Here is a 14,005-nt window from a genome sequence, read left to right on the forward strand (position 1 = left end):
TCCCCTACTCGAACCAAACGCCACTTTCCTTGGCACTTTTAAGTTTCTTCGGGCTTGGATTTTCAGGGAACTCTTTTACACGTTTCAAAATCAACCGATCTCGCTCCTTAGCTGTATTAGCGTATGGAACCATTTCTAACGTATCGTCATCGACCAGCTTAAAATGTAGAGAGCCTTGATTATAAAATTCAATGAATCCCAAACGCTGGCTTTGCCTTGCAAGCATATCATCCAGATCTTGAACCTCTGTTTGATGAATATATTTTTTAATATTGAAAAAATAGCCGTCGCTAAGTCTTCTATCATAAGAATCTTTATATCTGTTATCACTTTCAGAAAAGTAATAACCAACACCATTTTCAGCCGCCCATTTTTTTCCTGTGACTTTCCCGGAGAACTCAAGAATCTTAGAGCCGTACTCCATACCCGTTCTCTCAGGGGAAAGTTCTTGAAGCTTAAAATCTAGATCAGCAAAAGCAGTGCTAGATACAACCAAACACGCCAACCCAACAGCCTTCACGTACGTCTTCACAGGTCTATTCCGTAGCTATCCATGCCGACCCATTCGGCAGGTCGGGTGTGAATATACGATCAAAATCTGTCAATTGGTATCTACCAATCACTAAATGTTATTCAGCAGGATGCAGGGAGGTGTAAGCATCTGATTTTTCAAGGGGTTAGCTATGACCCAAGACACCACCAAAGCCCTTGGCAAGCGGCTAAAACAGATCCGTGAAGCGAAGCAGTGGACGCAAGCCCAGCTTGCCGAGCGGCTTGGATGCGAGCCAATTACCATCAGCCGCTACGAACGCGGCCAGTCGGCTATGGGTGTCGATACCTTGGGGGAAATCGCGGCAGTCCTGGAGTGCTCGATAGCGTCATTTTTCAGCGAGACGCCCGAGCCTGCAGCTCCTAACGAGTTGAGCCGCGACGAGCTTCGACATTACCTAAGCGATCTCATCTATGAAGTCAGCGACCGCGAGTCACTGAAGGAGATAGCGACGTTCGCGAATGAGGTAATCACCCGTCGTCGCAAAAGCCGTAAGCGTTAGCAGCAGAGACCACAGACTTTATCAAAAACGTCGCATTGCCCGCTAAGCCTCGGGATGCTGAGCATCCACCAGCTTAGCGGGCAATCTCTTAGCAACGCTGCTTCTCAAGCCACTTCACAATTTCATCCTCATCCCACTTCAAGGCACGACCGATTTTAAATGGTCTCGGGAAACCTCCAGGCTCATCCTGCAGCCTATCGAACTGAGCTTTAAGCTCTTCAATTGAACCGAAACCAGAAGCTACTGCCGTGACCGTCCTTCCAGTCGAAAGCCCTCGGCTGACGCCTAAAGCAAACGGTTCGTTCCCTTCTTTGATGCCGCACCAGCGGTACAAGGTTGATTTGCTAATGCCAAGCATTTCGCAAACCCCCGAGCTATCAATGAGTTTCATTGACCTATCCTCTATTTGATTGAACACCGGGCCACCTGCTCATTTCATGATCGCCAATGATAGCCAATGACAACAAATGGCGTCTTATGGATGTTAATGGAACCCTATGACAATTGCTAGAGGTCGGCACCCAAAGCCGCGGATAGCAAGTACCCGCACCTTTGGCTACCTCGATCAAAAAACAAGCGTAAAAATCCCTAGAAGCCCTTTGGCGGAGTTTCAGGGCGGGGACTGGGATGGAGATCAGGAGCAGAAAGCTCCGAGCAGGCAAAAAAAAACGACAACCTGCGGGCTTTGGTTTGCTACAAACCATTGCTACAAATCGTCGTTTTATAACCTTATAAACACTTGATTTATAAGGGATTTTTCAATATGGCGGGAAGATAGGGATTTGAACCCTAGGTACCATCGCTGATACAACGGATTTCGAATCCGTCCCGTTCGGCCACTCCGGCATCTTCCCAGGCGGCGCGCATGATACCAGCAGAATTCGCTTTGGCGAAGCCCATTAGGTAATTTTTTTCGCGTGCTATCAAATGCTTGGCTCATTTGCCGATGGCGGCTATGTGGCTACTGGCTGGTTGGCGTGCCCGATGCCGCGTGCCAAAGCCCTTGGCATCGGGGTTGTAGCCCGGAGCCTGCTGGCATGCGCAAACGCTGCCCGAGTCGGCTGCCATCCGCTCGGCGGATAGTGGCTTACTGGCCGGGCAGAATACTGTACATTTAAACAGTATATTTCTTGCGCCCATCTGCCATGCCTTCCGTCGTCGCTATCGATCATCTGCTCAATGAGCGCCGTATCTGGCGTGGCCAAGGCATTGTCGCGCCCAGCGGCCACCAGCCCACAGGCCACGCGGAGCTGGATGCTGCGCTGCCAGGCGGTGGCTGGCCGGAAGCGGCGCTGAGCGAGCTGCTCGTCGAGGCGCCGGGTATCGGTGAGCTGCGCGTGGTGCTGGCGACGTTGGCACGTTTGAGCGCTGCCGGGGAGCGGGTGGTGTTGGTCGCGCCGCCCTACCTGCCCTACCCCAGCGCCTGGTCGGCAGTCGGGGTGGAGATGAAGCAGGTGGCGCTGATCCAGGCGAGCGCACGGGATGCCTTGTGGGCGGCCGAGCAGTGCCTGCGTTCGGGCAGTTGCGCGGCGGTGGTGCTGTGGCCGCAACGGGCCGATGACCGTGCCCTGCGCCGCCTGCAGATCGCCGCGGAAACCGGGCAGACCCTGGCCTTCGCATACCGCCCGCTGCATGAGGCGCGCAACCCTTCGCCAGCGGCCTTGCGCCTGACCATCCAGGCGCAGCCCGCCCAGGTGCGGGTGCTCAAGTGCCGAGGCGGCCAAGCACCGGCGCGCACGTTTCAATTGAGCGGCTGGGGCTTTTGATATGCGCTGGGCGTGCATCCTGCTGCCGCAACTGGCCATGGACGGCGTGTTGCGTGGCCGTGAAGAGGCCGACGCGCCGCTGGTGCTGCTGAGCGGCACACCCCAGCGGCGCATGCTGCAGGCGGTCAATCCGGCCGCCCGGACGCTCGGCCTGCGCCCGGGGCTGACGCTGACGGCAGCGCAATCCCTTAACTGCGCATTCGCCAGCGCCGAGTACGACCCCGCCGACATCGAGCGCTGGCGCAGCTTCCTGGCGGCATGGGCCTACGGTTTCAGCTCCCAGGTGAGCCTGCACTATCCGCGCTGCCTGCTGCTCGAGGTGCAATCGAGTCTGTCCCTGTTCGGGCCCTGGCCACGTTTCGAGGCGCGCCTGCGTGAGGAGCTGACGGCGCTGGGCTTTCGCCATCGCATTACCCTGGCGCACCACCCTGCCGCGGCGCGCATGCTGGCCAACCTGCACGATGGCCTGGCGATCACCGACGAGCAGGCGTTGCGCGAGCGGCTGGCAGCCATGCCGCTGGATCGCATCGGCCTGCCGGAAGAACTGGCCACGACGCTGGCGCGCATGGGCCTGCGCCAGGTGCGACAGTTGCAGGCGCTGCCTCGCGACAGCCTGGCGCGGCGCTTTCCACCTGAGCTGCTGGCCGGCCTGGATACGCTGATGGGCCTGCGCCCGCTGGCGCTGGATTATTACCGCCCGCCAGATGTGTTCGACAGCCGGCTGGAGCTGCACTTCGAGGTGGAGTCGACTCAGGCCCTGCTGTTTCCGCTGCGCCGCCTGATCGCCGACCTGGCCGCCTACCTGGCGGGCCGGGACTGTGGCGTGCAGCGTTTCGTGCTGCACCTGGAGCACCGTGACGGTGACGACAGCCTGCTGCCCGTCGGTTTGCTCAGTGCCGAGCGGGAGGCGGCGATGCTGCTGGAGTTCACCCGCGGCCGCCTGGAACAGCTGCAACTGCCGTCACCGGTGCTAGCGCTGCGCCTGGTGGCCCGCGACCTGCCGACCTTCGTGCCGCAGCATCAGGCCCTGTTCGAGGACCGCCCACAGCAAACCCTGGGCTGGGAGCAACTGCGTGAACGCCTGCGTGCGCGCCTGGGCGACGACGCCGTGCAAGGCCTGGCCGCCCATGCCGACCACCGCCCGGAGAAGGCCTGGCGCACGGATACCAGCCGGGTTGCGCTGCCCAGCCCGAGCGGCGCGCGGCCCAGCTGGCTGCTGCCGGAGCCACAAATGCTGCGTGAGCCGCTGCATATTCTCAGCGGCCCCGAGCGCATCGAGTCCGGCTGGTGGGATGGCGAGGACGTGCGCCGCGATTACTACCTGATCGAGACGCGCAGCGGCCAGCGCGGCTGGGCGTTTCGCAGCGTCGGCGAAGACGGCCCGTTACGGCTGCACGGCTGGTTCGCATGAACCTGCCCGAGTACGCCGAGCTGCACTGCCTGTCGAACTTCAGTTTCCAGCGCGGTGCCTCCAGCGCCGCCGAACTGTTCGAGCGCGCCAAGCTGCTCGGCTATCGCGCCCTGGCGATCACCGACGAATGCACCCTGGCCGGCATCGTGCGTGCCTGGCAGGCCGCCAAGGAGCAGGGTGTGAAGCTGATCGTCGGCAGCGAGCTGCGCCTGCACGGCGGTGCCCGGCTGATCGTGCTGGTCGAGAACCTCGCCGGTTACCAGCGCCTGTGTGCGCTGATCACTCGTGCTCGGCGGCGTGCGGAAAAGGGCCGCTACATTTTGCTCGACGAAGACCTGCCCGAAGCACCGGATGGGCTGCTGGCCATCTGGCTGCCCACCGCGAGCGACGACGCCATGGCCAGCGCCTGGCTGCGCGAGCGCTTTGCCGAGCGCCTGTGGTTGGGCGTGGAGCTGCACCGTGGCGCCGACGATGCAGCGCTGTTGCAGCATGGCCTGGGCCTGGCCCGGCAACTGAGCATCCCTGCCGTGGCCTGTGGCGACGTGCACATGCATGCCCGTGGCCGCCGCGCCCTGCAGGATTGCATGACGGCCATCCACCACCACCTGCCCGTGGCCGAGGCCGGCGCCTATCTGTTCGCCAATGGTGAGCGCCACCTGCGCCGCCGCGAGGAACTGGCCGAGCTGTATCCGCCCGAATTAATCGCCCAAACCCTGGCCATCGCCGAGCGCTGCCGGTTCGATCTCGATGAACTCAAGTATCAGTATCCCCACGAGCTGGTGCCGGCCGGCCATGACGCCAGCTCCTGGCTGCGCCATCTGGTCGAGGACGGCATCCGCTGGCGCTGGGGCGATGGCATCACTGACAAGGCGCGGGCGCAGATCGAAAGGGAGCTCGCGCTGATCAGCGAGCTGGGTTACGAAAGCTATTTTCTGACCGTGCACGATATCGTGCGCTTCGCCCGCGAGCAGTCGATTCTCTGCCAGGGGCGTGGCTCGGCGGCCAACTCGTCGGTGTGCTTCGCACTGGGCATCACCGAACTGAACCCGATGGCCAAGGGCAGCCGCCTGCTGTTCGAGCGTTTCCTGTCCCGCGAGCGCAACGAGCCGCCGGACATCGATGTGGATTTCGAGCACGACCGCCGCGAGGAAGTCATCCAGTACGTGTTTCGCCGTTATGGCCGCGAGCGCGCGGCGCTGACCGCGGTGGTCAGCACCTACCACGGCGCCGGGGCGATCCGCGACGTGGCCAAGGCCCTGGGCTTGCCCCCCGATCAGATCAACGCCCTGGCCAGTTGCTGCGGCCGCTGGAGCGACCGCATTCCCGATGCCGAACGCCTGCGCGAAGCCGGTTTCGACCCGCAGAGCAAGGTGCTGCACCGGGTGCTGGTACTGGCTGGCGAGCTGATCGGCTTTCCCCGTCACCTGTCCCAGCACCCCGGCGGCTTCGTGATTTCCGAGACGCCACTCGACACCCTGGTGCCGGTGGAAAACGCCAGCATGGCCGAACGCACCGTGATCCAATGGGACAAGGACGATCTCGACGCCGTCGGCCTGCTCAAGGTCGACGTACTGGCCCTCGGCATGCTCAGCGCCCTGCGCCGCTGCTTCGACCTGTTGGCCGTCTACCGCAACAAACGCTGGACGCTGGCCAGCCTGCCGGTCGAGGACACCGCCACCTACGAGATGATCAGCCGCGCCGACACCCTGGGCGTGTTCCAGATCGAATCCCGCGCGCAGATGGCCATGCTGCCGCGCCTGCGGCCGAAGACCTTCTACGACCTGGTGATTCAGGTCGCCATCGTGCGGCCGGGGCCGATCCAGGGCGATATGGTGCACCCCTATCTGCGCCGCCGCACTGGCGAAGAAAAGGTCACCTACCCCTCCGAGGAATTGCAGCCAGTGTTCGAGCGCACCCTGGGCGTGCCGCTGTTCCAGGAGCAGGTGATGGAACTGGCGATCATCGCCGCCGATTACTCACCCGGCGAGGCGGACGAACTGCGCCGCGCCATGGCCGCCTGGAAGCGTCATGGCGGCCTGGAGCCGCACCGCGAGCGGCTGACCAGGCGCATGCTCGAGAAGAACTACCCGATCGAATACATCAACCGCATCTTCGAGCAGATCAAGGGCTTCGGCAGCTACGGTTTTCCCGAGTCCCACGCTTCCAGCTTCGCCCTGCTCACCTACGCCAGTTGCTGGCTCAAGTGTCACGAGCCGGCGGCCTTCGCCTGCGCGCTGATCAATAGCTGGCCGATGGGGTTCTACAACCCCGACCAGGTGCTGCAGGACGTACGCCGCCATGGCCTGCGCATCCACCCGGTGGACGTGCGCTACAGCGCCTGGGAATGCACCCTGGAAGACATCGGCAAGCCGCAGCCGGCCATCCGCCTGGGACTGTGCCTGGTCAAGGGGTTTCGCGAGGACGCGGCGCAGCGTATCGCCGCCGCCCGCGAGCTGGCCGCATTCAGCGATATCGCCGATCTGTGCCAGCGCGCCCGCCTGGATAACAACGCCCGCGCGCGCCTGGCCGACGCGGGCGCCTTGCAGGCCCTGGTCGGCCATCGCCACCAGGCACGCTGGGCCATCGCCGGGGTGGAACCGCAGTTGCCGCTGTTCGCCAGCCTGCCCGCCCAGCAGGAAGCCGCCATCAGCCTGCCACGCCCCAGCGTCGGCGAGAACCTGCTGACCGACTACGCGACCCTGGGCACCACCCTCGGCCCGCATCCGCTGGCGCTGCTGCGCGGCAAACTCCGGGCCGCCCGCTGCCGCAGCCGGCGCGAACTGGAGCGCGTGGAGCCCGGCAGGATGGTCAGCGTGGCCGGCCTGGTGATCGGCCGCCAGCGCCCGCAAACCGCCAGCGGCGTGACCTTCGTTACTCTGGAGGACGAGTTCGGCATGATCAACGTGCTGGTGCGCCTGGAACTGGCCGAGCGCCAGCGCAAGACGCTGCTGCAATCGCGCCTGCTACGCATCGACGGCCATCTGGAAGCCGCCAACGGCGTGCAACACGTGATCGCCGGACGGCTGGTCGACCTGACCGACTGGCTAGTGGGGCTGGATGTGCGCAGCCGGGATTTTCATTGAGGCGAGGATGCAGCGCTCAGCAGCTGTGGTTTGGCTAGGGTTTTGATGCCCCCACCGGTATGGGGCTGATCCCTTCTTTTGTGGGAGGGCGCCATGCGCCCGATTTGATAGACGCGGGCGCAGATACCCAGTGCATGCCCATGAGCTTTTCGCGCGCATGGCGCGCTCCCACGTATGTGGTTTGGCTACGTTTTGATGGGGCCCCACCGGTATGGGATTGATCCCGTCTTTTGTGGGAGGGCGCCATGCGCCCGATTCGATAGACGCGAGCGCAGATGCCCAGTGCATGCCCGTGAGCTTTTCGCGCGCATGACGCGCTCCCACGTATGTGGTTTGGCTACGTTTTGATGGGGCCCACCGGTATGGGATTGATCCCGTCTTTTGTGGGAGGGCGCCATGCGCCCGATTCGATAGACGCGAGCGCAGATGCCCAGTGCATGCCCGTGAGCTTTTCGCGCGCATGGCGCGCTCCCACAGGGTGCGGTTAGGGCCGTAGAACCGTTGCTTAAAGCGCCCGGCGCATACCGATATGGGGAATATCGTCTTCCAGGTATTCATCGGTAGCCGCCACGAAACCATAGCGGCCGTAATAACCCTGCAGGTGCGCCTGGGCGGAAAGATCCAGTGCATACCCATGAGCTGTGACACGCATGGACCAGGCGTCCCCGCGCGCTCCCACGGGTGTAGTTTGGCTAAGGTCTTCATGGCCCCCACCAGTATGGGGTTGATCCTGTCTTTTGTGGGAGGGCGCCATGCGCCCGATTCGATAGACGCGAGCGCAGATGCCCAGTGCATGCCCGTGAGCTTTTCGCGCGTATGGCGCGCTCCCACAGGGTGCGGTTAGTGCTGCAGAATCGCTGATTACAGCACCCGGCGCATACCGATATGCGGGATATCGTCTTCCAGGTATTCATCGGTAGCCGCCACGAAACCATAGCGGCCGTAATACCCCTGCAAATGCGCCTGGGCGGACATGTACACGGGCAACCCCGGCCAGCGCAGGCCGCAGGCCAGCAGCGCCTGCTCCATCATGCCATGGCCGAGCCCGGTGCCCCGCGCGCTGGCCGCCGTCACCACGCGGCCGATCACCACTTCGCCGTCGTTGAGCGCCGGGTCGAGCAGGCGCAGGTAAGCCACCAGTTCGTCACCGCGCCAGCCCAGCAGGTGGCAGGTATCGCCTTCGAGGTCGCGGCCATCGACTTCCAGATACGGGCAGTTTTGCTCGACCACGAATACCTGGGTACGCAGCGCGAGGGCGGCGTACAGCTCGGTTTTGGTCAGTTCGGTGTGGTGTTTGCAGTGCCAGGTGACGGACATGATCGACTCGCGGCTGGAGGTTCGGAAATAGCCAGCGACTCTACCCGCTTCGCCCCCTTTCGTCATGGGCAGCGCCGTTCTACTTTTCGATCACCTGCCCGCGCAGGGCCGCCAGGCGCGAGAGCAAGCGGTTCTGCACGGGCGTCGGCACGCCTTGGCTGTCCATCGAGGCCTGCAGATTCTCGACCAGCGCATTGAAGTGGCTGGGCGACAGGTTCTGACCCTTGTGGCTTTCCTGCAGGGAGTCGCCGGTGTACACGCAGGGCCCGCCGGCGATCACGCAGAACTTGTCGACCAGCTTGTCACGCAGCCCGGCGATATCGACCTTGGCAAAGAAATGCACAATGCGCGGGTCGCCTGCCACGTTGATCAGCATGCCCTCGACGATACGGGTGATGCCGGGCTTCTCGCCCAGATCGCGGTACAGGCTGTCATCCTTGGCAGGCTGCTGTGCGCAACCGATCAACACCAGCGCCAGCAGCGCGACGCACAGAGAACGCAGCATGCTCAGAAACTCCCCTGCACGGACAGGTAGGCGCCGTTCTGGTTATCCAGCGTGGCGATCTCGCCGAGGCGCGCATAGGCCAGCACGATGGCCAGGTGCTTGTTGGGGAAGTAACCGACGAACAGGTCGGCCCAGTCGCTTTCGCCAGCGAAGTTGAGATTGTCCGGCTTTTCCCGGTACTCCACGCCCACCGCCCACTGGCGGTTGAGCAGCACCGCCAGCGAACCTTCCTTGAGCACCGAGCGACGGTCGCGGCGATCACCGCCAAAGCCCAACAGCCCCAGCTCGTTGGCGCGGCTGTAGCGCACGCCGCCATTGAGCAGCAGGTTGTAGCCAAAGGCGCCACCGAGGATCAGCCGGCTGGCGGTCAGGTAGCCTTCGGTGTCCTCGTCGCGCTGGGCGCCGACCAGGCTGGGGATGAGAAAGTCCTTCTGGCGTTTGTGCTGGATGCCCAGGGACACCTGGGGCAACTGGTCGTAGATGAGGTCGCCGAACAGGCGCACCTTGATGCCGAAGATATCCTGGCTGAGGCTGTTTTCCGGCAGGCTCAGGTTGCGAGCCAGGTTGCCCAGGTCAAAGCGCTGGCGCGCGTAGGACAGCTCGATGCGATTGTCGTAAGCGACGGCCATGCCGGCGACATCCAGACGGTAGTCGCCGGTTTCCACACGGGTGGCGAACACGTCGGCGCCCCACTCGCCCCTCTCACCGTAGCCAGCCAGCACCGCCCACGGCGTGATGCCCCCGCCAGCAGCGCCTTCCAGGCTGCTGGCGCCACCGGTGGCAAGCAGACGGCCTTCGCTGGCCAGAGCCGCCGAGGTGAACATGCCCAACAGGAGGGCGCCGGTCAGTTGAGATAGCCACATGGTCAGTACACCAGAGAAACGGGAGAAGTCAACGGCCGCTGCATCCAGGTTTCGAACGCTTGCGCCGCCAATGGTCGGCTGATCAGGTAGCCCTGCACGCTGTCGCACTGCCAACGGTCGAGCAGATCCAGGCTGCGCTGCAGCTCGACGCCCTCGGCCACTACCTTGAGCCCCAGGCTGTGACTCATCTCGATGGTCGAGCGGACGATCACCGCGTCTTCGCTGGTGTCGTCCAGTTCGCGAATGAACGACTGGTCGATCTTCAATTCCTGCACCGGCATGCGCTTGAGCTGCGCCAGTGAAGAGTAGCCGGTGCCGAAGTCGTCCACCGACAGGCCGATTCCTTTTTCACGCAGCCCGTGCAACACCTGCAAGGCCGCCGCCGGATTGAGCATGACGCCGCTCTCGGTGATCTCGAAGATCAGCTGGGCAGCCGGAACCTGGTAATGGGCCAGCAGCCGACCGACACGGGCGGGCAGTTCGGTATCGATCAGGTCGTCGGTGGAGATGTTCAGCGACAGTTGCACCACCAGCCCGCGCTGACGCCACTCCTGCAGTTGTCGCACGCCCTCCTCGATCACCCAGGCAGTCAGGGTCTGGATGCTGCCGGTGCGCTCGGCCAGCGGGATGAACTCCCCCGGTGACACCATGCCGAACTGCGGATGCTGCCAGCGCAGCAAGCCCTCGGCCTGGATGCGCGCCGGGTTGCGTACGTCCAGCTTGGGTTGATAGTGCAGCAGCAGCTCCTCGCGCTGGGCAGCGCGGCGCAAGTCGCGGATCAGTTGCACCTGGCGTTGCAGGGCAACGTCGCGGCCGCTTTCGTACACCTGAATGCGCCCTGCCAGGTGGCCGGCGTCCTGCATGGCGATGCCGGCCCGGCGCAACAACTCTTCCGGGGTCGCACCATCGTTGGGGTAGCCGGCTATGCCGATTCGACAGTCCAGGGCAATGTCCACACTATCGATGCGAAAGGGCTTCATGGACAGCTGCTGCACACGGTCGGCGGTGGCCACCGCACTGTCGACATCGACGCCATCGAGTAGCAACACGAATTCATCGCCGTGCAGGCGCGCCAAGCTGTCGGACGGGCGTAATGCCACCTGCAGACGGTTGGCCAGTTGCTGCATGACACGGTCGCCACCGCCCGCTTCGCAGCTCTCCGTGATCGTGCGGAAGTTGCCGATGCCCAGGTACAGCAAGGCGATGTGCCGCTCGGCCATGATCGCGCTGCTCAGGCGCTCGAGTGCCAGGTTGCGATTGGGCAGGCCGGTCAGCGGGTCGTGCAGGGCATTGTGGGCCAACTGCCGCTCACGCTCGGCGATGCCGTGCTGCATGCTCTGAAAGGCCTTCGCCAGGCTGCCAAGCTCATCCGAGCGGTCGAGTGCCAAGGGCACTTCGTAGTCGCCCTGGCCAATACGCTCTGCCGCACCGGCCAGGCGACGGATCGGCTGCGACAGGCTGCGCGCCAATAACAGCGCCCCCAGAAGCGATGCCAGCAGGGCCGCCATGGCGATCAACAGGATCTTCTTGTTGAGCGCCGCCACCGAGCCTTTGGCCTGTTCGAGGGAACGCTGTAACAGCGCCTGCACCCTGAAGCCATCACCGCTGGCGAGCACCAGGCGTTGTACCAAGAAGGGTTCACCGCCATGCATGACCTCGCCGCTGTCACCGTCGAAGACGATCATCGGCATGTCGTGCAGCGTGCTTACACGCACGTCGGGCTGCCCGTCCATGCTGCCGGTGATGGTCAATTCCAGGTGGGTCAGCTGATTCAGCTCACTGGCCAAGCCCTCGTCGATGGCGAACCCGGTCACCAGCCGCGCAATCGGCACCGGCGCGTTGACGGTGGCCTGTACCAGCAGATAGATGCGGCCATCGACCGGCATGAGCAGGCTTTGCCCTTGCTGACTCAATTGCGCGTTGATCTGCTCGGCCCTCGGCCCGGACATCGGCGTGAGGGTGCTGGCGCTGAGCCTGCCGTCCATGTCGAACATCATCACCACGCCGGCGTTGATTCGCGCACCATGGTTGAACAAGGCCGAGCGGATGGTCGCCTCGTCGCCACTGGCTACCGCCTCACGAAAACCGAAATCGCTGGTCAGTACCTGCACCGCATCGCGCAATTGCCGGGCATGTACGTCGAGCAGCTGGCCGAACACACCGGTACCGACGTCGAGCTGCTCGCGCGCCTGGGTGCGTATCGAGGCGGTGGTAGCCGCCTGCACGGCGAAGTACAGCGCACCGACCACTACCAGCAACAGCAGGATCAGCACACTGGCGATGCGCGCCTGGAAACTAGTGCGAACCATGTTCCACGGCTTTCTTGAAGGCATCACCGAAGGCGCTGGGCGGCGCGCCCGGCGGCTCGGCTTCAGCGGAGGCCTCGACCGGCAGGGCGAAACGCCGCTGCGCCGCGCTGCCCTCGACCTTGACCGCTTCGCCCTGCTGCGGCTGCATGTCCGGCAGCGCCGAATGCCACAGGGTCACCCGATAATCACCAGTCGGCAGGTTGTCGAAACTGACCTTGCCCTGAGCGTCGCTGACGGCGAACCAGGGATCATCGGTGACGTAAACGTAGCCCACCATCCAGTCGTGGATGTTGCAGCCCAGCACCACCAGGCCCGGTTTGTCGAACACCACCGGTGCGCTGGGCGTGCCTTGGTAAAGGCGCAGCTCGAAGCGCTTGGCCGGCGAGAACGAGTAGACCTGATGGCGGATGTCGTCACGGTTCGGAAAGGTCACCGCCGTGCCGGTGCGCACGGCCAGCACGCTTGGCACGAAGCGCATCTCCTGCTGGTCCATCACCGCCTTGCCGGGCGCCGCTGCGCCAGTGGCCGGGCCCTGCAGCGTCACCACGGCATTGGCCAGCGGCGCGCCCTTGGCGTCCACCACGTCCCCCTGCAGGCTGGCCGCCTCGGCGATGCCCAGCGCGCCGATCAGGTACAGAGGTGCAGCGAGAATCAAACGTTTGGTCATAAGTGCTCGTCAAGGGCCGCTCAGCCCTGCCGCGAGGCCACATGGGCCTCTTCGCTGATCAGGAGGGTGTGCGGGAAAGATTAGCTGCCCTATGGGATAAGTTCGAGCTTTTGTGACGACAAAATAAGGCAAAACGCCACTATCGGACGAAAAGCCTTCGAAACCAGCCCTTGAACGCTACTCGCTGCCGCGCAGACGCTTTGGCGTAAGCCCCAGGTAACGGCGCATGGCGGTGGTCAACGCGCTCTGGCTGGAGAAACCGCATTCCTCGGCGATACGCACCAGCGGCAATCCGCTGCCACGCAACAGGCGCGTGGCGCGATCGAGGCGCGCCTTGAGCAGGTATTGATGGGGCGTGAGGCCGACGCTGTCCTTGAACTGGGCGTGGAAATGGCTCGGGCTCAGGCAGGCGACATGGGCAAGCTCGGCCACGCTGATGCGCCGTGCCAGGTTGTCGGCGATATAGCCATCGAGGCGCTGCACGTTCAGCGAACCATGGCCGCGGCTGGATTGCTCACCGAACAGCCGCAGGTGCAGGGCGCGCAGCAGCACGCCGCCCAGCGACCGCGCCAGCAGCGGGTCGCTGCCGTAACGCTCCAACTCGGCGCCGGCATAGCAGAGCAGGTGCTGGAAGTCGGCATCGAGTTGCGGGTAACGCGGCGTGTCGAACAGGTGGCCGAGCAGCTGCAGATCCTCGCTGGACATGTCCTGCTCGTTGAGGTCGACGATCAGCATGCGGTTGTCGCCAATGCCGGCGAACTGATGGTCGGCGTCGCCCGGCACCAGGCAGGCGCGCATGCGGCACACCTCGCCGCCACGCCCAACCACCTCGAACTCGGCACGCCCGGATACCGACATCACCAACTGGTGATGGTCGTGGGTGTGTTCGTGGGCCTGGTCGTCCAGACGCATGAGGCGGGCGTTGAGCATGATTCGCATCTCGATGGGCAACGCGCGCACTCTACCGCGTTGCCGGGCAAAACTGTATGGGTAGCGACAGGAGGCCTGATGGCGGGAAAGCGCCGCATCGGC

The 14,005-nt window shown here is 63.5% G+C and carries 12 protein-coding genes, 1 tRNA gene and 1 pseudogene; 4 read left to right on the forward strand and 10 right to left on the reverse strand.

Annotation, left to right across the window (positions count from 1 at the left end):
• Nucleotides 1-4: 4 nt before the first annotated feature.
• Nucleotides 5-532, reverse strand: coding sequence for a hypothetical protein (locus tag BVH03_RS26225; RefSeq protein ID WP_143486064.1), 528 nt, complete (start codon nucleotides 530-532; stop codon nucleotides 5-7).
• Between the two features lie 151 nt (nucleotides 533-683).
• Here BVH03_RS26225 and BVH03_RS24425 point away from each other — a divergent pair, with 151 nt between their 5' ends.
• Nucleotides 684-1,052 carry a helix-turn-helix domain-containing protein gene (locus tag BVH03_RS24425; RefSeq protein WP_075963619.1) on the forward strand — a complete coding sequence of 123 codons (369 nt, stop codon included), beginning with the start codon at nucleotides 684-686 and terminating at the stop codon, nucleotides 1,050-1,052.
• Between the two features lie 88 nt (nucleotides 1,053-1,140).
• On the opposite strand, the gene BVH03_RS24430 is transcribed toward BVH03_RS24425, so the two are convergent.
• Nucleotides 1,141-1,443: an AlpA family transcriptional regulator gene (locus BVH03_RS24430; protein WP_075963620.1), complete on the reverse strand. Its 303-nt coding sequence runs from the start codon at nucleotides 1,441-1,443 to the stop codon at nucleotides 1,141-1,143.
• A 373-nt stretch (nucleotides 1,444-1,816) separates the two neighbouring features.
• A tRNA-Ser gene (locus BVH03_RS24435) sits at nucleotides 1,817-1,906 on the reverse strand.
• A gap of 291 nt (nucleotides 1,907-2,197) precedes the next feature.
• Between BVH03_RS24435 and imuA the strand changes: the two genes are divergently transcribed.
• The 3 genes from imuA to BVH03_RS24450 are packed head-to-tail and all read left to right on the forward strand — an operon-like array spanning nucleotide 2,198 to nucleotide 7,312.
• Nucleotides 2,198-2,818, forward strand: a complete 621-nt coding sequence (gene imuA / locus BVH03_RS24440) for a translesion DNA synthesis-associated protein ImuA (RefSeq protein ID WP_075963621.1) — start codon at nucleotides 2,198-2,200, stop codon at nucleotides 2,816-2,818.
• Between the two features lies 1 nt (nucleotide 2,819).
• Nucleotides 2,820-4,229: a DNA polymerase Y family protein gene (locus BVH03_RS24445; RefSeq protein ID WP_075963622.1), complete on the forward strand. Its 1,410-nt coding sequence runs from the start codon at nucleotides 2,820-2,822 to the stop codon at nucleotides 4,227-4,229.
• Nucleotides 4,226-7,312 (forward strand): error-prone DNA polymerase, encoded by a 3,087-nt coding sequence (locus BVH03_RS24450; protein WP_075963623.1) that lies wholly within the window; start codon nucleotides 4,226-4,228, stop codon nucleotides 7,310-7,312. The genes BVH03_RS24445 and BVH03_RS24450 overlap by 4 nt, the downstream gene beginning before the upstream one ends.
• Before the next feature lie 505 nt (nucleotides 7,313-7,817).
• On the opposite strand, the pseudogene BVH03_RS24455 reads toward BVH03_RS24450, so the two are convergent.
• From BVH03_RS24455 to BVH03_RS24485, 7 genes and pseudogenes are all read right to left on the reverse strand, one after another.
• Nucleotides 7,818-7,931: pseudogene (locus BVH03_RS24455) on the reverse strand (GNAT family N-acetyltransferase); the annotation flags it as partial.
• Between the two features lie 242 nt (nucleotides 7,932-8,173).
• Nucleotides 8,174-8,629: a GNAT family N-acetyltransferase gene (locus tag BVH03_RS24460; RefSeq protein ID WP_075963624.1), complete on the reverse strand. Its 456-nt coding sequence runs from the start codon at nucleotides 8,627-8,629 to the stop codon at nucleotides 8,174-8,176.
• A gap of 79 nt (nucleotides 8,630-8,708) precedes the next feature.
• Nucleotides 8,709-9,134, reverse strand: a complete 426-nt coding sequence (locus BVH03_RS24465) for a group 1 truncated hemoglobin (protein ID WP_371915391.1) — start codon at nucleotides 9,132-9,134, stop codon at nucleotides 8,709-8,711.
• 2 nt (nucleotides 9,135-9,136) lie between these two features.
• Nucleotides 9,137-10,003: a DUF3034 family protein gene (locus BVH03_RS24470; protein WP_075963749.1), complete on the reverse strand. Its 867-nt coding sequence runs from the start codon at nucleotides 10,001-10,003 to the stop codon at nucleotides 9,137-9,139.
• A complete protein-coding gene (locus tag BVH03_RS24475; protein WP_075963625.1) occupies nucleotides 10,000-12,306 on the reverse strand; it encodes an EAL domain-containing protein in 2,307 nt (768 codons plus the stop codon). The genes BVH03_RS24470 and BVH03_RS24475 overlap by 4 nt, the downstream gene beginning before the upstream one ends.
• The gene (locus BVH03_RS24480) at nucleotides 12,293-12,973 is read right to left on the reverse strand and encodes a hypothetical protein (protein WP_075963626.1); all 681 of its coding nucleotides are present in this window, start codon (nucleotides 12,971-12,973) and stop codon (nucleotides 12,293-12,295) included. The genes BVH03_RS24475 and BVH03_RS24480 overlap by 14 nt, the downstream gene beginning before the upstream one ends.
• A gap of 177 nt (nucleotides 12,974-13,150) precedes the next feature.
• Nucleotides 13,151-13,903 (reverse strand): AraC family transcriptional regulator, encoded by a 753-nt coding sequence (locus BVH03_RS24485; RefSeq protein WP_075963627.1) that lies wholly within the window; start codon nucleotides 13,901-13,903, stop codon nucleotides 13,151-13,153.
• Nucleotides 13,904-14,005: the final 102 nt, after the last annotated feature.

Origin of the sequence: Pseudomonas sp. PA15(2017), from assembly GCF_001945395.1 — a bacterium.
Taxonomy (GTDB): Bacteria; Pseudomonadota; Gammaproteobacteria; order Pseudomonadales; family Pseudomonadaceae; genus Aquipseudomonas.

Coding starts and splice junctions, on each gene's coding strand:
- BVH03_RS24425 (WP_075963619.1), top strand. CDS start 684: ATGACCCAAGACACCACCAAAGCCCTTGGCAAGCGGCTAAAACAGATC.
- BVH03_RS24430 (WP_075963620.1), bottom strand. CDS start 1,443: ATGAAACTCATTGATAGCTCGGGGGTTTGCGAAATGCTTGGCATTAGC.
- imuA (WP_075963621.1), top strand. CDS start 2,198: ATGCCTTCCGTCGTCGCTATCGATCATCTGCTCAATGAGCGCCGTATC.
- BVH03_RS24445 (WP_075963622.1), top strand. CDS start 2,820: ATGCGCTGGGCGTGCATCCTGCTGCCGCAACTGGCCATGGACGGCGTG.
- BVH03_RS24450 (WP_075963623.1), top strand. CDS start 4,226: ATGAACCTGCCCGAGTACGCCGAGCTGCACTGCCTGTCGAACTTCAGT.
- BVH03_RS24460 (WP_075963624.1), bottom strand. CDS start 8,629: ATGTCCGTCACCTGGCACTGCAAACACCACACCGAACTGACCAAAACC.
- BVH03_RS24465 (WP_371915391.1), bottom strand. CDS start 9,134: ATGCTGCGTTCTCTGTGCGTCGCGCTGCTGGCGCTGGTGTTGATCGGT.
- BVH03_RS24475 (WP_075963625.1), bottom strand. CDS start 12,306: ATGGTTCGCACTAGTTTCCAGGCGCGCATCGCCAGTGTGCTGATCCTG.
- BVH03_RS24480 (WP_075963626.1), bottom strand. CDS start 12,973: ATGACCAAACGTTTGATTCTCGCTGCACCTCTGTACCTGATCGGCGCG.
- BVH03_RS24485 (WP_075963627.1), bottom strand. CDS start 13,903: ATGCTCAACGCCCGCCTCATGCGTCTGGACGACCAGGCCCACGAACAC.